This window comes from Ornithinibacillus californiensis, from assembly GCF_001038485.1.
Classification (GTDB): domain Bacteria; phylum Bacillota; class Bacilli; order Bacillales; family Amphibacillaceae; genus Ornithinibacillus; species Ornithinibacillus californiensis.
On sequence record NZ_LDUE01000036.1, the window covers coordinates 73,556 to 96,094 of the forward strand.

Annotated in this window: 20 protein-coding genes, 1 pseudogene and 3 riboswitches; of the genes and pseudogenes, 19 read left to right on the plus strand and 2 right to left on the minus strand. The window is 38.0% G+C overall.

Annotation, left to right across the window (positions count from 1 at the left end):
* Nucleotides 1-78 precede the first annotated feature (78 nt).
* The 8 genes and pseudogenes from TE34_RS08920 to TE34_RS08950 all read left to right on the plus strand — a co-directional run bounded on the left by TE34_RS08920 (nt 79) and on the right by TE34_RS08950 (nt 7,370).
* Complete coding sequence (locus tag TE34_RS08920) at nt 79-864, plus strand: ABC transporter permease (RefSeq protein WP_053075029.1); 786 nt, start codon at nt 79-81, stop codon at nt 862-864.
* Nucleotides 861-1,712: an ABC transporter permease gene (locus tag TE34_RS08925; protein WP_047984469.1), complete on the plus strand. Its 852-nt coding sequence runs from the start codon at nt 861-863 to the stop codon at nt 1,710-1,712. Before TE34_RS08920 ends, TE34_RS08925 begins: the two co-directional genes overlap by 4 nt.
* A 160-nt stretch (nt 1,713-1,872) precedes the next feature.
* A riboswitch (cyclic di-GMP riboswitch) is annotated at nt 1,873-1,957 on the plus strand.
* Nucleotides 1,958-2,070: 113 nt separating this feature from the next.
* Nucleotides 2,071-2,634, plus strand: a complete 564-nt coding sequence (locus TE34_RS08930) for a PilZ domain-containing protein (protein ID WP_047984470.1) — start codon at nt 2,071-2,073, stop codon at nt 2,632-2,634.
* A gap of 214 nt (nt 2,635-2,848) precedes the next feature.
* A pseudogene (locus tag TE34_RS08935) lies at nt 2,849-3,055 on the plus strand (flagellin N-terminal helical domain-containing protein); the annotation flags it as partial.
* A gap of 279 nt (nt 3,056-3,334) precedes the next feature.
* A complete protein-coding gene (locus tag TE34_RS21440; RefSeq protein ID WP_053075030.1) occupies nt 3,335-4,513 on the plus strand; it encodes a flagellin N-terminal helical domain-containing protein in 1,179 nt (392 codons plus the stop codon).
* Nucleotides 4,514-4,873: 360 nt separating this feature from the next.
* Nucleotides 4,874-4,975: a flagellin gene (locus TE34_RS20635; RefSeq protein WP_407944360.1), complete on the plus strand. Its 102-nt coding sequence runs from the start codon at nt 4,874-4,876 to the stop codon at nt 4,973-4,975.
* Nucleotides 4,976-5,633: 658 nt separating this feature from the next.
* Nucleotides 5,634-6,002 (plus strand): hypothetical protein, encoded by a 369-nt coding sequence (locus tag TE34_RS08945; RefSeq protein WP_047984472.1) that lies wholly within the window; start codon nt 5,634-5,636, stop codon nt 6,000-6,002.
* Nucleotides 6,003-6,392: 390 nt separating this feature from the next.
* Nucleotides 6,393-7,370 (plus strand): GGDEF domain-containing protein, encoded by a 978-nt coding sequence (locus tag TE34_RS08950; protein WP_047984473.1) that lies wholly within the window; start codon nt 6,393-6,395, stop codon nt 7,368-7,370.
* Between the two features lie 31 nt (nt 7,371-7,401).
* Here TE34_RS08950 and TE34_RS08955 read toward each other — a convergent pair whose 3' ends face one another.
* Nucleotides 7,402-8,274, minus strand: coding sequence for an EAL domain-containing protein (locus TE34_RS08955; RefSeq protein WP_047984474.1), 873 nt, complete (start codon nt 8,272-8,274; stop codon nt 7,402-7,404).
* Nucleotides 8,275-8,507: 233 nt separating this feature from the next.
* A riboswitch (cyclic di-GMP riboswitch) is annotated at nt 8,508-8,592 on the plus strand.
* Between the two features lie 75 nt (nt 8,593-8,667).
* Between TE34_RS08955 and motA the strand changes: the two genes are divergently transcribed.
* The 6 genes from motA (at nt 8,668) to TE34_RS08985 (ending at nt 16,405) form a co-directional block, all read left to right on the plus strand.
* Nucleotides 8,668-9,456 carry a flagellar motor stator protein MotA gene (gene motA / locus TE34_RS08960; protein WP_047984475.1) on the plus strand — a complete coding sequence of 263 codons (789 nt, stop codon included), beginning with the start codon at nt 8,668-8,670 and terminating at the stop codon, nt 9,454-9,456.
* Nucleotides 9,443-10,210 carry a flagellar motor protein MotB gene (gene motB, locus TE34_RS08965; RefSeq protein ID WP_047984476.1) on the plus strand — a complete coding sequence of 256 codons (768 nt, stop codon included), beginning with the start codon at nt 9,443-9,445 and terminating at the stop codon, nt 10,208-10,210. Before motA ends, motB begins: the two co-directional genes overlap by 14 nt.
* 20 nt (nt 10,211-10,230) lie before the next feature.
* Nucleotides 10,231-11,925 carry a methyl-accepting chemotaxis protein gene (locus TE34_RS08970; protein ID WP_047984477.1) on the plus strand — a complete coding sequence of 565 codons (1,695 nt, stop codon included), beginning with the start codon at nt 10,231-10,233 and terminating at the stop codon, nt 11,923-11,925.
* A gap of 134 nt (nt 11,926-12,059) precedes the next feature.
* Nucleotides 12,060-12,145: riboswitch (cyclic di-GMP riboswitch) on the plus strand.
* 120 nt (nt 12,146-12,265) lie between these two features.
* Nucleotides 12,266-12,898: a response regulator transcription factor gene (locus TE34_RS08975; protein ID WP_047984478.1), complete on the plus strand. Its 633-nt coding sequence runs from the start codon at nt 12,266-12,268 to the stop codon at nt 12,896-12,898.
* A 242-nt stretch (nt 12,899-13,140) separates the two neighbouring features.
* Nucleotides 13,141-14,136 carry a TAXI family TRAP transporter solute-binding subunit gene (locus TE34_RS08980; protein WP_236687135.1) on the plus strand — a complete coding sequence of 332 codons (996 nt, stop codon included), beginning with the start codon at nt 13,141-13,143 and terminating at the stop codon, nt 14,134-14,136.
* A gap of 286 nt (nt 14,137-14,422) precedes the next feature.
* Nucleotides 14,423-16,405 (plus strand): TRAP transporter permease, encoded by a 1,983-nt coding sequence (locus TE34_RS08985; protein ID WP_047984479.1) that lies wholly within the window; start codon nt 14,423-14,425, stop codon nt 16,403-16,405.
* A gap of 91 nt (nt 16,406-16,496) precedes the next feature.
* On the opposite strand, the gene TE34_RS08990 is transcribed toward TE34_RS08985, so the two are convergent.
* Nucleotides 16,497-17,366, minus strand: a complete 870-nt coding sequence (locus TE34_RS08990; RefSeq protein ID WP_047984480.1) for an alpha/beta hydrolase family protein — start codon at nt 17,364-17,366, stop codon at nt 16,497-16,499.
* Nucleotides 17,367-17,788: 422 nt separating this feature from the next.
* On the opposite strand from TE34_RS08990, the gene TE34_RS08995 reads away from it, so the two are divergent.
* The 5 genes from TE34_RS08995 to TE34_RS09015 all read left to right on the plus strand — a co-directional run bounded on the left by TE34_RS08995 (nt 17,789) and on the right by TE34_RS09015 (nt 22,474).
* The gene (locus tag TE34_RS08995; protein ID WP_047984481.1) at nt 17,789-18,985 is read left to right on the plus strand and encodes a CynX/NimT family MFS transporter; all 1,197 of its coding nucleotides are present in this window, start codon (nt 17,789-17,791) and stop codon (nt 18,983-18,985) included.
* A gap of 69 nt (nt 18,986-19,054) precedes the next feature.
* On the plus strand, nt 19,055-19,651 hold the full coding sequence (locus TE34_RS09000) for a pyroglutamyl-peptidase I (RefSeq protein ID WP_047984482.1): 597 nt from the start codon (nt 19,055-19,057) through the stop codon (nt 19,649-19,651).
* A gap of 131 nt (nt 19,652-19,782) precedes the next feature.
* Nucleotides 19,783-20,970 (plus strand): MDR family MFS transporter, encoded by a 1,188-nt coding sequence (locus TE34_RS09005; RefSeq protein WP_047984483.1) that lies wholly within the window; start codon nt 19,783-19,785, stop codon nt 20,968-20,970.
* A 12-nt stretch (nt 20,971-20,982) separates the two neighbouring features.
* Nucleotides 20,983-21,714, plus strand: a complete 732-nt coding sequence (locus TE34_RS09010; RefSeq protein ID WP_047984484.1) for a Cof-type HAD-IIB family hydrolase — start codon at nt 20,983-20,985, stop codon at nt 21,712-21,714.
* Between the two features lie 577 nt (nt 21,715-22,291).
* Nucleotides 22,292-22,474: a cold-shock protein gene (locus TE34_RS09015; RefSeq protein ID WP_047984485.1), complete on the plus strand. Its 183-nt coding sequence runs from the start codon at nt 22,292-22,294 to the stop codon at nt 22,472-22,474.
* Nucleotides 22,475-22,539 lie beyond the last annotated feature (65 nt).

Here is a 22,539-nt window from a genome sequence, read left to right on the forward strand (position 1 = left end):
AATTGTATACAGGGACAGTCCCTCTGTGAAACCATTCACAGAGGGACTGTCCCCCCTTTTGAAAGGTAGGTGGAAAATGTGAGAGCTAGAACGAAGAAGATATTGTTTTCGTTTTCCCTACTCGTCTTTTTATTCTTTTATATACCAATTATATTCGTGGTGATTTTCTCATTTAATGATTCCAAGCTAGGTACGGTTTGGACTGGGTTTACTTTAGAATGGTATGGTTCCATTCTTCAAAATAGCCAGTTAATCAGCGCCACGATGAACAGTTTGTATTTAGCGGTTGTAACAACCATTATTGCGACTATATTAGGAACGCTAGCCGCACTAGCACTACATCGGTACACCTTTATAGGAAAAAAATCGGTTGAATTTTTATTTTATATTCCGGTAGTTATTCCGGATATTGTGGTGGCGATTGCGTTACTTGCTATCTACGGCATATTAAATATGTCTCTAGGCTTAAATACTGCAGTTCCTGGCCATGTGGCAATAACGATTTCCTATGTGATGCTGGTTGTGTTAGCTCGGCTGTCTTCCTTTGATAATTCGCTGGAGGAAGCGGCAAAGGATCTGGGAGCCAATGAATGGCAAACCTTCTGGAAGGTGACATTCCCTTTAATCTTCCCAGGAATTCTTGCGGGGGCACTGTTAGCTTTCACGATATCACTTGATGAGTTTGTTATTTCCTACTTCACCTTGGGACCTGGAGATAACACCTTACCGGTACTCGTTTATTCGATGGTTCGATTGGGCGTTTCACCAGAGGTTAACGTTCTTTCTACTATTATAATAGCAATCATGTTTGTGGTTGTATTAATTGTTGGACTGAATATGCGGAAAAGGGGAGATGTTAAATGAGGAGAAATTTTGCAAAAGCCTATTTATTGTTATCCCCGAGTCTATTTTGGTTAACGTTATTTCTAGTCATTCCGGTACTCTTTATTGGAGTCATTAGTTTTACGACTAATGGAGACTTCGGCGCAATCATTTATGAGTTCAGCACCGAAGCTTATACATCCGCATTCAGTTCGCTCTATGCGAAAGTAATCTGGCAATCAATCTGGTGGGCGTTTATCGCAACAGTAGTTTGCTTAATCATTGCTTATCCATTTGCCTATTTCATTGCCCATTCTGGTAAGTGGAAAAACTTATTACTACTACTTGTGATGGTGCCGTTCTGGACGAATTTACTAATTCGTTTATATGCGTGGATTATCCTAATGAACAACCAAGGGGTTATTAACAATGTGTTACTGGATCTAGGATTTATTGAGGAACCATTAGCATTGATGTATTCTCCTGGTGGAGTAATCCTCGGCTTAGTATACGGATTCCTTCCATTTATGATTTTGCCGATCTATTCTTCGATTGAACAATTGGATAAAACCTATTTGGAAGCATCGGAGGATTTAGGCGCAGGCCCAGTGAAGACATTCTTGAATGTTACATTGCCATTGACTTTCCCAGGAATTCTTGCTGGATTTATTATCACGTTTGTTCCAGCGATTAGTGTGTTCGTAGTTACAGACTTGTTCACTGGTGGAAAACTATTGATGGTTGGAAACGTCATTCGTGATGCATTCTTAGTAGAAATGAACTGGCAGCTTGGTGCAGCACTTTCGTTATTGTTAATGATATTAGTGTTGTTATCGTTAATGATCTTTATGCGATTTACGAGTCGGAAGGATCGGAAGTTGTTGGTTTAATATAGATGTGGAAAGCGTGCTTCGGTATGCTTTTTTCTTTGCTTGAGTATAGGACTTTTGAATCAATTATTCGAAATACGTAATAAATTAATACTTTTTCGTGAAAAAATGTCGAATTATGGAAAGGTATTTAGTATAATAGGACTAATTACATAGGTTTTACCGATAAAGGCAAACTTATCGAAAGGTAAGGACGCAAAGTCAAGGGCCTAATGCACTAATGCGATGGCAGCCTAACTACCGAAGGAAACAGGGACTAGCATCTGTAGGGAGAGGACCATTTCTTTGGTTTCTCCTTTTTGGTGTGTATTGGATCTAATATTTTTTCGGGAATTATTATAGTGAGGAGGTGTATGTAGTGGAGTATAGAGAGTGGATTTATGTTCTTATTATTGTTGTTTTGCTTCTATTATTGTCCTTATATTTTCTAATTAAAAAATTCTCTAAAAAACCACAAAGCGAAACGACAGCATCAATAGAGAAAAAAGAAACTCCTAGATACCCTACATTTTCAGGGGTGAATCTCAGAGAGAATTTCCGGGTGAGTTTGGATGATGTACACTGCTTTGTTGAATTTCTCGATGTGGAAAATGAAGAGCTGAATCCGAAGTTCTTTAATGGAGTATTAAAGAACATCAGTGTCGGCGGTGTGAAGTTTGTTTGTGATTTTGAATATCCGATTGAGGATGACATGATGATTAAGGTTAGGTTTTCTTTGAAGAATAGTATGTTTATTGTAAAAGGGAGAATTGTTAGGAAGGAATTGTATCCAGAGAGAGATAGATTTGGATATGGGGTGCAGTTTACGAATCTCTTTGATGAGGATCGGGAGTTGTTGTATCAGATTTTGAATCGGATTATGGTGGAGAGAAGGCGAAAGATGGTTACGAATAGTTTGGTTGGTGAGGAGTCTATGGTTTAGTGCCATGGGCTTTTTTGTTTGCTAAAATTTATTAATATCAAATTTCTACAAAAAAGAATAATTTTTTTCAAAAAAGATTAAACTTCTATTTTTCTTGCCGATATTATAGATACAACATCATAGATGTTAGTAAATGTTTTGGCCAAACATTTAGAAGCGAGACATAAGGATGTGGCTCGCGAAAATAAAAACATTACATGGAGGTAAGGAAATTATGATTATCAATCACAATATTTCAGCTTTAAACGCACACCGTCAATTAGGCGCAAATGCTGGAGCTACTCAAAATTCTTTAGAAAAACTTTCTTCAGGTCTTCGTATCAACAAAGCTGGAGATGACGCTGCAGGTCTAGCAATCTCTGAAAAAATGCGTGGACAAATTCGTGGATTAGAAATGGCGTCTAAAAACGCTCAAGACGGTAGACTAGTTATGCCGCTCTAAGTAGTAATACTTAGCTGAAAACTCCGTGAATTCGGTGGAACCCCAAACCAAACTTAAGCAGTAGCGGATGGTGGGCAATACCGAGCCAAGCCTAATGAATTGGTAGTAAGTAATTAGGAAGGTGTAACGATCAGGTGGTGAGGAACCAGACCAATAACCCACCCAAGAGCGCGGGGCATCCTATCAGGATGAAGATATGATCTGAACTTTATGGAAACATAAAGAAGTAGTGGATAAATAGCCATTACGATAACAAAATTGATTTCTCTAATCCAAACTGCTGAAGGTGCTTTGAACGAAACTCATGCTATTTTACAACGTATGCGCGAATTAGCTGTTCAAAGTTCAAACGATACAAATAATGCTGAAGATCGTGGAGCCCTGCAAGATGAAATGAATCAATTATCTGAGGAAATTACTCGTATTGCTGAAGACACATCATTTAATACTAAAAGTCTTCTAGATGGTAGTTTCACAGGTACTTTCCATATTGGAAGTGATGCAGATCAAAATATCACTCTTTCAGTTAGTAAAATGGATGCTGAAGCTTTGCAAGTTGCTAATCTTAATTGGAGTGGTGGAGCAGGAGCAACAGTTGGCACTCCAACTGGAGATACAGCTATAACTGAGTCAGGTGCTGGTGCAGACTTAGATACAACTTCATATACTGGTGCAAATGGCGATGTCTCTTTCACTTTAGGTAGTGACTTCGCTGTAAATACAACAACACCTCATACTGCTGGAGCTGTATCGGAAACTTCAGGTGATGGTGCTGCTACTACTGTATCAAATGGAACATTTAATGAAGCAGCAACTATTACAATAACAGTTGGTGCTGGTGGTACAACTCCTGGTGATGTAACAGTTACAGACGATAATTCTGGTGCTACTTGGACAGTTACTGATGAGGGTGGCGGGGTTTACAAGGCCACTTCCGATAATGGTCAATCATTTGAATTTGATTCAAGCAAACTTACTGCTAATGATGTAGACACTTTCTCGGTTACAGCTGGAACACCTACAGCAACTTACAATGGTTCTGTCGAAGTAACCCTTGCTAACGGAGCTAAAGAAAAGATATCATTAACTAACTTTGATCCATCTAGTGCCAAAGTACAAACTGCGAATGGCCTAAAACTTGATTTAGCTGATAACTTAACTGCAGCGAATGCTGGAGACAGTGCAACATTCAGTATTTCTGGGATGACATCTACTGTTGGTACAGGAGGCATAAGTATTAGCAGCCAAGCTGATGCTAATAGCGCAATCACTACTATTAATACAGCAATTGAGACAGTATCTGGGGAACGTTCTAAACTAGGTGCATACCAAAACCGTTTAGAACACACTATCAACAACCTAGGAACTTCTGCAGAAAACCTAACAGCTGCAGAATCGCGTATCCGTGACGTTGATTATGACTTAGCTGCTGCTTAAGCAGTGACAGTCACAGTCGTCCTAACTGGTAACGGTTAGAGATTACGACCGGGTGAATTGCTGGAAACCCCTAAGAGCTTGTCTTACCACAACGAAGCTGGAAACGGCAGTCGTGAGGGTCTGAAAAAAGACGAGATTGGGCAATCGAGCAGCCAAGCGCCTGTGGTGAAAACCTGGCGAAGGTTCAACGACTAGAATAGACCACCTAAAGCTACATGCAATGGTGATGAAATTCGTAGGTGAAAGATGAAGCCGCATATTCATCTGAATCCGAAGTGCCCGGCCCCTACTAGATAACTAGAGGGTGAAGATATAGTCTAGTCATTTATGAAAGTAAATGCTCGCACGATGGCGAAAGAAATGATGGAGTTCACTAAGAACAATATCCTTCAACAAGCGGCACAATCTATGTTAGCTCAATCAAACCAAATGCCTCAGGGAGTTTTACAACTACTTAGGTAGATGGTGAGAAGGGCGTCTAATCTGGTAACGGATTAGAGGATAACTGGGTGAATTGCTGGAACTTCCTAAAGTGTTTTGTACCACAACATAGCTGGAAACGGCAGATGTGATGGTTTGAAAAACATAACAATGATACAATGGATAATCAGCAGCCAAGCGCCTGTGGTGAAAACCTGGCGAAGGTCCAACGACTAGAATGTACTGCCTAAAGCGTAAGCCACGGCAATGAGATTCGTAGGGTGACAGAAGTCATTCGAAGTGCCCAGCCCCTTAGAAATTAAGGGTGAAGATATAGTCTATTCTATGATCGAAAGACATAGCGGCAAAGCAAGCCAACCAACAACCACAAGGAGTATTACAATTACTTCGTTAATTTGATACTTTTTAGAAGAGACTCTAGTTTTCTAGGGTCTCTTTCTTTATGACAATAAACCACGTTTCTTCAGTTCACTAATTTTATATACCACAGACCAACTAAATATCCAAAGTATATTTCCAATTTGCTGATTAGTAGATCCGCTAAATTTTAAACTATATCTAAAATATCCTACACATCATGTAAATTAGTACGATATAAACATTAGTAGTATAGGATAGCGATAATTAACAGTAATGGATGTAAGATATAAATATAATTAACGACAGTGAGGTATCTACAATGGAAAAACACCTAGAAGTTATGAAACAATCTTTAGCACTACTAGAAACAGTGATAGACGGATTAAAGCATAATCAAAAGCTAATTAATGAGGGTAAACACGATGAATCAATTTTGCTATTTGAAAATACTGTACAAGCATTCTCAACTGTAGAAAGATCTTTCGAAGGACTTCCTGAAAATCTACTAACTTCCGAAAGCAAAGAAATAAGTATTAAAGTTAAGAATGCAATAGAACTAGTCGTGGATGCATACGAGTCAAAAGCCTATGGTAAAGTGCAGGAAATATTGCAATTTACACTAATACCTACTTACAACAAATGGAAAAGCGGATTAGAGGATAATTTTCAACGATATTTAATCTCATAAATAAAGGAGGTGTAAACTAACTCTATCAGCTGTTTAGTTTACACCCCTATTCTTGGAAATTGATTGATTTAACTTCACCACTCCAACTTTAGAAGAAAGCCGACCCCTTGTACTCAAAATAGAAATACTCCTCCCAATGGACTTAAATATCCAAAAATCCCCACAAATTAATAATTCTTATTTACCAAACTTTTACGATTAATTAATACTTTTCATGTAAAATATAGGTAAAAGTACTTATTCACACTCTAAATATTTAATATGATAAATTTCAGTTCAACTATACAACTTAGAAGTATTACGATAAAAAAAGAATCACTTATCAAACTTTATCTTTATCATCCAAATAAATGTAACATATTAAAATCGTAAACTAAGGGGATCTTCTAAATGCAAGTAGTAATCGGGGATATAGTTAGTGAAGCCATAAGCGTAGTGCCTTCAACAAAATGTGAGGAAGTCTATTCCATATTTGAGAACAACCCATCATTAGAAGGAATCATTGTTGGTGTTGATGATAATCCAGTTGGAATAGTAATGAGAACTAATTTTTTCCAAAAACTTTCAACGAAATATGGATTTGATTTGTTTATGAATCGGTCCATTGACTTAGTTATGAGCCAAGAATTATTAACGGTAGAACGCTCTCTTCCGCTTACGGAGGCCAGTACACTTGCTATGAACCGTAAACAAGAGAATCTGTATGACTATGTTATTGTCACAGCGAAGGGTAAGCTACAAGGCGTAGTTAGTATACGAGAACTAGTTAACAAACTATCCGAAGTGCAAATTAATATCGCAAAATATTCTAATCCATTAAGTGGGCTACCTGGAAACCATATAATAGACGAAACATTACATGAGATATTAACGTACGAAGCGTATACCGTATTTTATATTGATTTAGACTCTTTTAAGGAATTTAATGATACATTTGGTTTCATAGAAGGCGATGAAGTAATTAAAGAAACGGCAACAATTATTAAAAATGTCATAATGAAGGAAGCAGATAACAGATCATTTGTTGGGCATATAGGTGGGGATGATTTTATTGCAGCCGTTCCTCACTTTGAACACGAAAATCTTTGTCATCTCATAATTTCTCAATTTGAAAAAGCTGTTATGCGATTTTATTCCGAAGAGGATGTCAAACGAGGCTATGTGAAAGTGATTAATCGAAAAGGTAATTTTGTCAATATACCGTTGTTAAGTATTTCCATCGCAGTTATTCAAAATAAAGATTGCACAATTGAAACGGTTGAAGAACTTAGCATGAAAGCGGCTGAGGTGAAAAGCTGTTGTAAATCGAAAAAGCAAAGCGTGTATCTTACACTTGATGAAGTAGAAAAAAACACATCAGATTGCTGATTAGCAATTTGATGTGTTTTTAGTACAACGTTTAAAATTGGAACGAAAGCTGATTTGCTAAGCTTGTTGTATCTGGCGAAGTCCCCTTATATAATTGTTGCATTGGTCTACCTAATGCATAACCTTGCCCCATATGTACCTCTAATTGTTGCAGGAAATTCAACTCTGATGTCGTCTCTATTCCTTCAGCGATTACTTTCGTATTTGATTTGGAAGCAAATTCGATAATTAACTCTACTAAATATTGTTTTTCTTTATGTTTTTCAATGTTTCTAATCAGTGATTTATCAATCTTAATAAATTCAGGCTTCAGATATAGAAGTGTTTGTAAGCTATTATAACCGGTTCCTGCATCATCAAGCGCAATCCTATAGCCTTGCTGCCGGTAATGTTCAATGATAGGCACAAATTGGTCGTGATTAATGCCAGCTTCTCTTTCTGTAAGTTCTAGGACAATTTGGTCAGGAGTTAGTTGATGTTTTAACAATAAGTCACTGTATATCACGTTTTGATAATTAGGATCAGCTAAGATTTGTGGTTGTATATTTAAGAAAACTAATGTTTGGTTTTGGTTTTGTTCGTTTAGGGATTTTAATTGTTCCACATATCTTGTAAGAGCAAGATCATTAATAAAACATTCCACTTGGAAGGCGCTATTACTTTTTCCAACATATTCATAAAACTTATCTGTAGTAGGAAATAGGGTTGTTATTTCTGGGCGATTTAATATTTCATAAGCGATGGTCGACCCTTGTTGTAAGGTAATAATAGGTTGATAGAAAGTCTTTACTCTTTCTGGTTTTAATAGTTCCTGTACTTCTTCACTCTTTTGGAATTCCAGATATAGTGAATCCCTATTTGCATGGATATATTGCATGAATTTTGTCATTTGGTTTTTTTCCATAATTCCACCTTAAGTTGGTAATTTCGAGTTTATACTATAAGTATACTAGTTGAATATAGCAACTTATATATACTCCATGTAAAATATTTGTAAAATCTTGGTGAACATAGGACATGTATTGTATACAACATGGAAAATCTGATTAAGGTTGAAAGGCAATTGTAAAATAGCTATTCATTTTTTTCGATTTTGTACGATATAAACATTAGGACAAAAGTTATAAATTAAAAAAACAATGAAAAAGGCAAACTTACTAAAAAGTAAGGACGCAAAGCCATGGGTCTAAGGTCAAACGACTATGATTGCCAGGTTACCAAGTTTAGAAGATTGAACTTCTAATTGGCTATTCTTCCGTAAAGAGAATGGCTTTTTTTAATAAATGGAGGTCTACAAATGGATAAATCATCAATTATAGGAATCATACTAGGAATCGTAGCTGTTGGAGTAGGGATGGTATTAAAAGGTGTCGGCCTTGGTGCCTTAATCAACCCTGCCGCAATACTAATCATACTTGTAGGAACAGCGGCATCCGTAATGATCGCATTCCCAACGAGGACATTGAAAAAAATACCAGCCTTATTTAAAGTCCTATTCACCGAAAAAAAAGAACAAAGCACCGAAGAGTTAATTACGCTATTTTCAGATATGGCAGATGTCGCTCGTAAAGAAGGAATTTTAGCCTTAGAGAGTAGATTAGACAACATCGATGACCATTTCTTATCTTCTGGAATACAACTTGCGGTAGACGGGCAATCTCCAGAATTCATTCGAGATGTCATGATGGAAAAAATCGATGCTATGGAGAAACGTCACCAAGAAGGAGCAGCTATTTTCTCACAGGCTGGTACGTATGCACCAACCCTTGGGGTACTAGGAGCCGTTGTCGGGCTAATTGCTGCACTTGCAGACATGGCTGATATCACTGCATTAGGAAAGGCGATTTCAGCTGCCTTTATTGCAACCTTACTCGGTATTTTCACAGGTTACGTCCTATGGCATCCTTTTGCAAATAAACTAAAAGCTAAATCAAAACGAGAAGTAGAATTGAAAGAAATGATGATTGAAGGTGTTGTTTCTATCACAGTAGGGGAGTCTTCAAAGGTTGTGAAGGAAAAGCTTGGTTCGTATTTAACTTCAAAGGAATATCAGCGCATTGTGGAGCTAGAAAATGAGAAAAAATAAAAGAAAAAATGAAGACCATCATGTAGATGAATCGTGGTTGCTCCCCTATTCTGATTTATTAACATTACTCGTTGCTTTGTTCATTGTACTTTTTGCCATGAGTGAGATTGATGTGAAAAAGTATGAGGAACTTTCCGCATTTTTCCAAAGTGAATTCTCTAGTGGGGATAAAGGAATCATGGAACATCCAGTTCCTACACCAGAGATTGAACCACAAGAAGAGGAAGAAGAAAACGAAGAACCCGAACCAAGTGATGGAGAAAAGGAATTACTTAACCTTCAAGAGCTTCAAAGAAAGATAGATAACTATATCCGAGAAAATAATTTAACTGCTTCACTAGAGACGCAACTATCAGGCGAAGGGCTAATGATCTCGATTAAAAATGATATTTCCTTTGATCCAGGAAGCTCGGATGTAAGTGAAGGTGGGATAGAGATTGCTAGAGAAATTTCCAATCTACTTTACACAGACCCACCACATCAAATTGTCATTAGCGGTCATACGGATGATGTTCCAATGAATAATGCTAGATTTGGCTCGAACTGGGAACTGAGTGTGATGAGGGCTGTTAACTTTATGAGTCTAATACTTGATAATGAACAGCTGGACCCAGCTAGATTTAGTGCTAAAGGGTATGGGGAACATCAACCAGTTGTGGCGAATGATAGTGATGCGAATCGGGCGAGGAACAGAAGGGTTGAAGTATTAATTTTACCGAATTACGATATTACACCATATGTTAACGAACAATAACATCTAAGAGGAGATCAACTATGAAGAATTTGTTTAACTTTAAAACTATACGAGCTAAAATTCTATTAATTTTTTCAGTCGTACTAACATTAACGGTAGTATTTGCTGCTTTTACACTATATTCGATTAATAAAATGAACGATAACACGGAAGAGATGATCAACAAACAACTAGCCCTATTAGTACTTGATGAAGAAATTGCCTTTGATATGGCAAATCGTGCGGGGTTAGTTCGTGCGTATATGTTATACGAAGATGAGCAAGTGCGGGAAACTTTTGAGAGTCAAATTGAGGCTAGTATTGCCTTAGAAAATGAGCTACTTGAATTAAGCGATTCTGAGGAAACAAAGAAACTAGTAGATAAAAAGTTCCAGTGGGGGCAGTTAACGGATAAGGTCTTTGCTGCGTTTGATCGTGGTGATAAGGAAACAGCCCTTAGAATAATGGAAACCGAAGTAGCCCCTTTGGAATTTGAAATAATTGAAGGTTTTTCTGCAGCAGCTAAGCATCGCGAAGAAGTGATTAATGAAATGGGACAAGAAGTCTTGGATTATGGAAAGTTTACCATGATGATAACCAATATTTTAAGTCTCGCAGCGGTTGGTTTAGGTGTGATGTTTGCTTTTGTTTCATCCACTATGATGTCGAACCGCATTAAGACAGTTATGGAACGGATGAAAGCTATTGCTTCCGGTGATTTAAGTGGAAAGGCTTTACAATCAGATGAGCGGGATGAACTTGGGCAACTTATTCGAATGACTGACAAAATGAGTGACAATATACGTGAGTTATTGAATGAAATTAATCATGTTTCAGAAACAGTTTCTACACAAAGTGAAGAATTAACACAGTCAGCAAATGAAGTGAAAACAGGTTCCGAGCAAATCGCGATGACGATGGAGGAGCTGGCTACTGGTACAGAATCGCAAGCCAATAGCGCTGGGGATTTATCTTCTGTCATGAGTACATTTGCAGTAGAAGTGCAAGAGGCAAACTATAGTGGCGAACGAATTAATGAAAACTCTACCGATGTACTTCAGTTAACCAATGAGGGTAGTGAATTAATGAAGTCATCAACATTGCAAATGCAGAAAGTGGATCAAATTGTTAAAGATGCGGTAAATAAAGTGGAAGGTCTACATGATCATACACAAAAGATATCAAATCTAGTATCCGTCATTAAGGATGTTGCAGACCAAACGAATTTATTAGCCTTGAACGCAGCGATTGAGGCTGCCAGAGCTGGTGAACACGGAAAAGGCTTTGCTGTTGTAGCAGATGAAGTAAGGAAATTAGCAGAGCAAGTAGCTTTATCGGTAGACGATATTACGGAAACCGTAACGAGCATTCAGTCTGAATCATCTATAGTAACGGAGTCCCTACAGAAAGGGTATCGCGAGGTGCAAATTGGTTCCGAGCAGATTGAGTCTACTGAAGAAACATTTAGTCAAATAACAAATGCAGTTAATGGCATGGTAGGAAGTATCGCAACGATAACTAACAATCTTGCAACTATCACAGCAAGTAGTCAGGAAATGGATAGCTCTATTCAGGAAATTGCTGCAATATCAGAAGAATCTGCAGCCGGGGTGGAAGAAACTTCAGCAGCTGCAGAGCAAGTCAGTGGTTCGATGGAGGAAGTAGCAAGTAGTTCTGAGCAACTTGCTAAACTTGCTGAAGAGTTAAATCGATTAATTGGGAAGTTTAAACTATAGAATTTATAAAAATACTAGATACCAATATGGTGTCTAGTATTTTTTTCCTAATATTGTCTGTAAATTTAACTATATTTTAGTTGCATTGGTTAGTAGATTTGGTATAACATTATTGTTAGTGTTAATAAAAAACCAACTGAAAAAGGCAAACTATCTGAAAGGGTAGGACGCAAAGCTAAGGGTCTAAGGTCTAAGTGGCTATGATCGCCTGGTTGCCAAAATGGATTGTATGGATATTTTGGCTATTTCTTTAGGGAATAGTCTTTTTTAATGGAATCATTCATATGTCATATTGGCGATTTCTACCATAGGAAAATAGAAATAGATGGGAGAAGAGTCTATGTGTGAGATTACAATTTTAAAAGAAAAAGATTTAGTGCGTGACATTATAGTAGAAAAGTTAGAAGAAAGTCTTCCTGAGCATTCATGGAGAGCATTAGGTTCTGCGGAGTTCAAAGAGATTGGACAAGCTATTCAAAGTGACTTAGTTATTATTGATTTGAATACGAAACTTGATTTTCCAGATGTGGTCGACAGTTTTATGAAACAAAATACTAGAGTAGCCATTTGGACGACAGAGCTTGATAGTGATTTGTTACGAACGCTTTTCAGTTATGGACTTCATGGATATTTTTATAATGGAATGGAATTAAGCGAGCTAATCTTTGCGACAAAATCCATGCTAAACGACCAACAATATATTCATCCGAAACTATCTACGGTACTACTAGATGATTATGTGAAATTAACTAGAAAAGAGCCGATCAGACCAGTTGGAATTCTAACAGAACAAGAATGGAAGGTTCTAGAAGAATTAGGAAGAGGCCTAAATAACTGCAATATCGCAAAAGCATTATTTATCTCAACAAGAACCGTTAACAACCATGTAAGTTCCATCCTAAAGAAATTACATGTTTCCGATAGAACAAATGCAGTTATAAAAGCAATCAAGAATAACTGGATAACTATATAATACTCTTAGTGGGGTCAGTTCCTCTGTGATTTAATTCACAGAGGGACTGACCCCTTTGTAGTTAACCTTAAGTCCCAAATAATCTGAAAATACTAAATAAAATGTTGAATTTATGATGAAAACTTGTATACTTAAATTAGGCTTCTAAAATTTTGTACATTACATACGCGTGTATTTTCACCTTGGGATCCATTGAAAACGTTACCATTAGGAGCTGAAAATATATGAAAAGGGGTATGTACATGGGAAAGATACGAGTACTAGGTTTTACTGGAATACTTATTATGTTGGTTCTTCTCCTAGCAGCTTGTAGTGGAGAGGCAAAAAATATTGCGATTGGACCAGCAGGAAGTGCCACAAATACAGTTTCTAAACTTATTTTAAGTGCTTATGGTATTGAAGAAGGAGATTATAACGCCTACGAAGAAGGATTTGGAGATGCAGCTGATGGTGTACAAGATGGGAACATCGATATATCTATTGGTATTTTAGGGTTACCAGCTGGAAGTATTTCCAACTTACAAGCTAATGCAGGTGATGTGAAAATGATTAGCTTATCCGCTGATGCAGTAGCACACATCGAGGCCAATAGTGTATATAGAGAATTTATTATTCCGAAAGAATCGTATGATTTCCTTGAAGAAGATGTTACAACTGTAACGGCCTATGCAATTTTAATGGGTAATACGGATACGATTAGTGAAGAATTAGGTTATCAATTAGCAAAAGTTATGGTAGAGAATTCTAATGAAATTAGTCATGCGCAGGGTGCTCAAATGACCCTTGATAATGCACTGAATGGATTAGAAGACTTACCAATCCATCCAGGAGCAGCTAAGTATTATCAAGAACAAGGCTTAGAATTTGATAACCCAATTGCTGAACTTAATGTTTCTGATCAGCCATCGGAATTAGTGTTAGGAACAGGTAGCTCTGGTGGAACATACTACCCGCTAGGTGGAGAAATGGCAACCGTTTGGAATAATAATATTGATGGAATAAATGTAACAAACAGAGAAACAAGCGCATCCCTAGAAAACTTAGCTGCGATGCGTGATGGTAACATGCACTTAGGTATGACTGTACATGGTCCAGCTATCGATGCGGTTAACGGTGAAGGCGACTTTAATGAGCCAATAACTAACGTTGCATTTATTGGACATATTTATCCAGAAATCGTTCAAATCGTAACGCGCGAAGCTACTGGAATTGAAGGATTTGAAGATTTAGCGAAATAAAATTTCATACTTAACATAACTAAAATTCTATAAAAGAAGAGATAAGCACAATAACATAATAAGCATTTTAGACAAACTCTACACAACATTAGCCCCGGAAATATACGGAGACTCCTGCGGGAGGATAGGCATAGGTGAGACCCCACAGCTCGGAACGAGCGAGGAGGCTCACCAGCCGCCCGCGGAGAGCGAAGTATATTTCCGGGGCGGGTTATATGCACTAATAAAAATGTTAGACTTTGTCGCTGTCTCTTCTTTCTAATGAATCATGATGGGATGTGGTTGGATGAAAGAAAATCAAGATAACAAGCACGTTCAAAATGAAGAGATTGACGCAAAAGAAATACTTGAAAAGTACGATAAAGAAAGTAATTTTCGGGTGAAACTTGGGAAATGGGCATGGGTTATTACATTTTTAGGAGTATCTCTTACAGTTTTCCACTTGTATACAGCCGCTACTAGTGTTTTACCCTCCCAGCAACAAGGTGCAATCCATCTAGGTACAGCTTTGGGAATTATCTTTTTATTATTTCCAGCGAAAAAAGGATTACAAAAAAAGCAAAAATCTGTCCCGTGGTATGATGTTGCCTTAGCATTTTTAGCCATGTACGCGGGCTACCATAAGATTATTTTCTATGATGAACTGACACTTGCTACAATTAATGGCTATACCACATTTGACATCATTGTATCCATTATCGGTATTTTATTATTACTAGAAGCTACACGCCGTACAGTTGGAGTACCAATAGTCATCGTAGCAAGCATTATGATCCTGTATACGTTATTTGGTAACTTAGTTCCTACAAAGGTACTGTCTCATGCAGGATTTGCAGTGAACGATATTTCTACGAATCTCTGGTTCCGTAGTAGTGGGGTATTTGGAACGCCGATACAAATATCAGCCAAGTTCATTTTCCTCTTCCTGTTCTTTGGTGTCATACTCGTTCATACAAAAATTGGGCGATTCTTTAACGATATTGCGCTATCCTTAACTGGTAGATATACGGGTGGTACAGCGAAGACTGCCGTTGTTGCCAGTGCGATGACAGGGATGGTATCGGGTAGCTCGGTAGGAAATACAGTTTCTTCTGGTTCATTTACGATTCCCATGATGAAAAAGTCTGGGTTTAAGCCAGAATTCGCAGCAGCTACGGAAGCTTCTGCATCGACCGGTGGTCAAATTATGCCACCATTGATGGGAGCAGCAGCCTTTATCATGATGGAATATTTACAAGTTGACTATGCGACCGTTATGTTAGCGGCGGTCATACCAGCTGTTCTTTACTTTGCGGGAATCTTTATTGGGACTCACTTTGAGGCGAAAAAGCTCAAGATTCATGGATTACCAAAATCAGAGCTCCCTAGTTTCCGAAAGTTACTCATGAGAAACGGATTTATGCTCCTTCCGTTGGTAATCATTGTAGGTACTATATTGTCAGGGTTTACACCGCAACGTGCAGCATTAATGGGTGTTATTTCCGCATTCTTAATTAGTTTTATCCGTAAAGAAACTCGGATGAAATTCAGGAAAATAGTTGAGGTGTTTGAACAAGGTGCACGAGTTGCTCTACCAGTAATTGCTGCCTGTGCGACAGCAGGGATTATAGCTGGAGTTGTAAGTATTACTGGCTTAGGAACAAAGTTTGCAGCAGGAATCATCGCTTTGTCGGGTGGTTTTCTACCATTTGCTTTATTCTTCACCATGATTGCGTGTATCATCCTTGGGATGGGATTACCGACTACAGCGAATTACGTCGTAACAGCTACGATCGCTGCACCAGTTCTAATTAATGAGTTTGGTATTGCGGCTATTGCAGCCCATATGTTTGTTTTCTACTTCGGCATCGTGGCCGATATTACACCACCGGTTTGTTTGGCGGCATATGCTGGTGCTGGTATAGCTAGGGCGAACCCGTTTAAATCCGGAGTTACAGCTGTAAAACTAGCAATTGCAGCCTTTATTATCCCGTATATATTCATTTACAATCCGATATTAGTGTTAGTCGATGTGACTCCTCTAGCGTTGATACTTGCACTTGTGACTTCGCTATTAGGGATGATGGCAGTGAGTAGCGGAGTAATAGGTTTCTTTATCCGACACTCATATAAATGGGAGCGTCTCGTCTTGTTTGTGGGCGGAATTCTAATGATCATACCAGAAATAACTACAAGTCTAATCGGCATTGCGATGATGGGAGTAGTTTGGTTTATTCAGAAACAACGCAGAGATGATGGGGGAGAGATGGTATTAAGAGCAACTGTATAATAGAGTAGACGAGGGGCTTATAGCTTCACGCCTATTTTTTGAAAATGTATAAACAAGCAAAAGGCGTACCCTATTAAACTAGGATACGCCTTTATTGTTGTATTTTAGAATCGTACCAATTCATAATTTCCTCTGTATACTCTTCAAAATAGTTTGATAGAGCGTGGTCTGCTTTTGGATATTTAATATAATGATAATCTTTTCCCAACTCGTTCAGTTTTTCAGCCAACGCATCAGTTTGAGTAACCGGTACACTTTGATCATTTTCTCCGTGAAGGATTAATAACGGGATATTAATTTGGTCTGCCCAATAGACGGCCGAACGGTTAAGGTATTCTTCCTTATTTGTTTCTGGACGACCAACCAATTCATTCAAATCGTTTTGGAGGGGAGCGCCTCTTTCGTTATACCATTGTTCTAAGTCTGTAATACCACCAATAACAACAGCTACATCTAATTCCATTCCATTTTTAATCGCTAAATAAGTCATCATTCCACCACGAGACATTCCTAGCATTACTTGTGTATCAATATCTGCAGCATAGGGAAGCTCTTTAGCGACTTTTTCTAAATTTAATACATCATGAATATCGGAACCGCCAAACTCCTCCAGACCTTCACCACCATCAACACCTCTGTATTGAGAAGCTAACACGACAAATCCTTGATCAGCCCAAAAGGATAAGTAATTTAACGTTTGATTATTGATTTTAAAGTAATCCCGATTACCACCACGATTAAAATAGAGTACGGGAGCCTTGACATCAATCTCTTTTGGTTTAACGATGTAACCTGTTACTTTTAAACCATCACTGAAGTATGTAATTTTTTCTGCTTCTGTATTATTGAAGGCTAACTCAAAGTTTACCTTTTCCCTTTCGAGGATAAGGTTCTGACTGTTCTCGTTACCACATGCACATAGTATAAAAGTGAGTATTAGAATAAGAAATGCTTTTCTCATAACAACCTCCTATCTAATTTGTATACGGTAGTATTCGAAAAAGGTTTCCAAAAAAGTAAACTTTAATGTGCATTCGACAATATGTGATTATTTCCGCGGAAATAATAAAGGTGGTTCTAATTGCTACCAAAGGTCCATAGATGTAGTTGAATAATATGTAACATCAACCAAAACTAAAGGCACATCAACCATAAATTCGAGACATCAACCAAAACCGAGAGCACATCAACGGAAATCTGCAGTCATCAACCAAACCAGAAGATACTTCAACCGCACTCACCAAACATCAACCAAAATGAAGAAACTTCAACCAAAACCCCACCAACATCAACATAATCCCCATAACCCAATCCTCCACTTTTCCCTCCACCCATCCAATATGCTATAGTAATATCAGTAACATATTGGAAGGGGCAGCAAGGTTGGACTTAAATCAACAAGATGTAAATAACAATCAGTTATACAAATTTTTACTTATCACAGGAATCATTATCATATCCTTTAATCTTCGACCAGCGATTACATCAGTGGGACCATTGATGAGTACAATCCGGGATGATATTGGGTTATCCAACTGGAGTGTTGGTTTATTAACTTCATTACCATTAATCACGTTTGCGATCATGTCGCCTATTGCAGCAAGGTTGGGAAATCGTTATTCGAATGAGCGGATTATTCTTCTTGGACTTATCGTCTTACTTAGTGGTTTTGCTGTTCGTTCTATAACCGAAATTCCCCTTATTTTCACAGGGACAATCTTAATCGGTATAGGTATTGCTGTATGTAATGTTTTGCTGCCAGGGGTAGTAAAAGATAAATTTCCATTACATGTTGGATTGATGACCAGCGTCTACTCAACTGCGATGGGGGTATCCGCATCCGTGGCATCTGGTGTAAGTGTTCCATTAGCAATTGATATGGACCTAGGCTGGCAAGGTGCTCTTCTAGTATGGTCGATACCAGCAGTACTAGGATTATTAATTTGGATATTTATATCAAACAAGCGGACATCAACGTCAGAAACAACATTTTTAACAGAAACGGATTCAAATATTTGGAAGTCTCCGCTTGCTTGGCAAATTGCTGCATATATGGGGCTACAATCATTTTTATTTTATGTCACCATTTCTTGGCTTCCAGAGATACTTCATTCTAATGGAATGGATAAAGAAACAGCAGGATGGATGTTATCACTAACACAAATTATTGGTTTACCAGCTAGCTTTATCGTACCTGTCATTGCTTCGAAGTTCACATCACAACGGGTGATAGTTGTAATTATGGGGCTTATTTCGATAGTAGGGTATGCAGGATTATTGCTAGGTACTACCTATACAACATTACTAATTAGTATTACATTAATCGGTCTAGCTTTAGGAGGTACGTTTGCCTTAGCATTAGCCTTTTTAGGGATGCGAGCTCGTAATGCGAAACAAGCGGCAGCATTATCTGGCATGGCGCAAGCACCGGGGTATTTACTGGCTGCAGTCGGACCGTTGCTAATTGGTTACTTATTTGATTTAACCCAAGCTTGGACAGCTCCAATTATTACATTAATCATCGTTTCAACCTTAGTTTTACTTGCCGGACTAGGCGCAGGTCGTAATAAATACGTTTAACATTGCTTGGCTGTTTTCCTTTATAATTAGTAAAACAGCCAAAACTAAATTAAATATAGAGGTGTAAACATGAAAAAATTACTACTAACAGGATTCGAACCATTCCTAGAATTTCCGATTAACCCAACTACAGAAATTGCCACTATCTTAAACGGGGAAACAATCGGTGATTATGAAGTTGTTGGTGAGATTTTATCTGTTGACTTTCATAAATCAGGGATTCAATTATTAGAATTAATTGAGAAGCATAACCCAGATGCAGTAGTTTCATTAGGTCTTGCTGGTGGCAGAAACTGTATTACACCTGAACGAATTGCGATCAATTGTAATGATGGTCCAGTGGATAATAATGGACATAAGCCTAATGGGGAAAAGATTTTTGAGGATGGGCCAGATGGTTATTTTTCAAAACTGCCAATCTATGAGATTGTATCAGCATTAAAAGAAGCGGGTTACCCTGCTAAGATTTCGAATACAGCAGGTGCGTATCTTTGTAATAACGTCATGTATCATGGATTGCATTATCAGAGCCTAAATAATCTGGACCTTCCGTCTGGTTTTATTCATATTCCAGCTTCCCATGCATTGGCAATAAAGAAGAATATGCCAAGCTGGTCACAGCATGATTTAACGGAAGCTATTCGACTTGCTTTAACTTGTCTATAATAGGGTGGTTTTAAACTAAATGAACTCCAATAAAAATAGAGAAAAATACTACAATCTCGGCATTGCTTTCACCAACTAAATGTATTAAAATTACCTAGTTGATGAGATTAATAGAATGAGAGATGATGATCATGCCAAGATATATTTGGCTTTTAGCGATAGCTACAACCATTAGTGTAACTGGTGGTTCTTTTTTATGGCCACTTAATACGATATATATGCATAATGAATTAGGGAAAAGCTTAGCGTTTGCGGGCTTTATTTTAATGTTTAACCAAGGAGCTAACATTGTTGGAAACTTGATTGGTGGGATACTGTTTGATAAGTTCAGTGCCTACAAAACGATTTTGCTAGGAACGTTTCTATCAACAGGTGCTGCTGTAGTTTTATCGTTTAACCATGATATTGTTTCCTATACCGTTTGTCTTTTAGTTATTGGCCTTGGTTCAGGGATAACATGGCCGGTCATGTTTGCAATGGCTGGATCCGTTTGGCCAGAAGGTGGGAGACGTTCGTTTAATGCGATTTACGTTGCCCAAAACTTAGGTGTTGCACTTGGCGCCATGATTGGTGGATATGTAGCAAGTATCTCATTTGATTATATATTTTACGCGAATGCTTCGCTGTTCTTTATATTTACGCTTATCGTTATATTTGCATTTCGAGGAATGGACGAAGAAAAGAATCGTCATATGGCTACGAACGTTATTGAACAACGTGGGAAAATTAAAGATAAATCAGCTTTCACCGCGTTAATCATATTAAGTATCGGATTCTTTGTGACATGGTTTGCCTATAGCCAATGGCAATCGACCATTGCTTCGTACACACAAGATATCGGAGTCCCACTAGAGCAATATAGTACGCTTTGGGCAATCAATGGATTCTTAATTGTATTGGCGCAGCCACTACTAAAGATCTTTACTGATCGGGTAACTTCACCTAAAAAACATATTTATGTTGGAGCAGTTATTTTTCTAGGATCATTCGTTATCGCCATGTATGCGGAGGCATTTACGATGTTTGCGATATCTATGGTAATTTTAACGATTGCTGAGATGTTGATTTGGCCTGCTATTCCAACTTTGGCAAATGAATTAGCACCACAAGGTCGTGCTGGATTCTATCAAGGGTTTGTAAATAGTATTGCCGCTGCTGGTAGAATGCTAGGTCCGGTCTTGGGAGGATTAGTGGTAGATTTCTTTAACATTCAAGTACTATTCTATATACTTATTGTTATACTCTTCATTCCATTTATTACGACAAAACTGTATGACAAAGGTATTCAATCAGAACCAGTTTCTGAAAAACAAGCATAAGGGAGTTTTTGGATGTCTGAAGTGAAGTTAATTGCACTCGATATGGATGGGACCTTACTAAATAAGGCTCATGAAGTTGACGAACGCACAAAAGAAGCAATACGAAGCGCACTAGAAAAAGGTGTGCATGTCGTATTGAGTACTGGTCGTTCGATAGGAACCTGTTACCCAATAGCAGAAGAACTTGGACTGACATCGTATTTAGTGACTTGTAACGGTGGAGAAGTTTGGACGATGGAAAAGCAACTCCTTGAGCAGCATTTACTAGAAACAGAGATTGTAGAAAAGATCTGGCATCTCGGAGCTGGACTCGGTATCCACATGTGGATGACCTCAACAGAAGGGTTTTTCATAGGCGAACGCCCTGAAAATCTGTATGACTATCAATGGTTAAAATTTGGTATGGACTCTGTAGACACCGATAAATTGGATCAAGCTGTAAAAGAGCTATCCTACTTTGCAGACTTAGAAATAACCAACTCCTTACCAACCAATATCGAAATTAATCCAAAAGGTGTAAGCAAAGCAAGAGCACTACAAAGAGTATGCAGCGAAATAGGTATCACCATGAAAGAAGTAATGGCATGCGGCGACAGCCTAAACGACATCAAAATGATCCAAGAAGCAGGCATCGGCGTAGCCATGGGAAACGCACAAGAAGCCATCAAAAAAGTCGCTAATCATGTTACCGACACAAATGATAACTATGGAGTGGCTAAAGCAATAGAGAAATTTGTGCTGTAAATACTTGCGAAGAATAGAGTGTCCCTAATCATTAAGTTGGTTAGGGATTTTTGCTGAGATTAAGAATAGAGGGCTCCTAATCATTAAGTTGGTTAAGAAATTATGCTGAGATGAAGAATTGAAGGTCCCTAATCATTAAGTTGGTTAGGGATTTATGCTGAGATGAAGAATAGAAGGTCCCTAATCATTAAGTTGGTTAGGGATTTTTGCTGAGATTAAGAATAGAGGGTTCCTAATCATTAAGTTGGTTAGGGATATTTGCTGAGATGAAGAATCGACAGTTTCTAATCATTAACTTAGATAGGAATTTGTTTAAGATAAAGTTTATGCGTGGGATGAATTATTCTGCTCAAATTTTTTAGTATTTTACCTGCCCGGAGTGAATGAAAAATTGGAATAACCACTGAGGAAGTTCGCCCCTGTGGATCTATATTGGAAATGAATGGAATGTATACTTACTTCAGACCGAAATTACTAACCAATTTAACTTAATTTTACCAACTAAATCCAAGGTCCCTTTCTTTGTTCCCCGAAAAAAGGTATAATAGAAATACAACGCCTGAAAGGGGATGCTATCATGTCTTTCTCAAGAGGACCTAAAGAGCCAGTCCCAGAAGTTGAAACAAATGTATGGGCATGCACTAGCGAAGAGTGCAATGGCTGGATGAGAGAATCATTTAGCTTTAACGAAGTACCACATTGCCCATTATGCCAAGCAGAAATGGCAACAGAAGTAAGAGTACTACCTGAAGTAAAGTAAGCACAAAATAACTATAAAGATAAATAAACACTCCCGACTATCGGGAGTGTTTACTTATAGTTAAA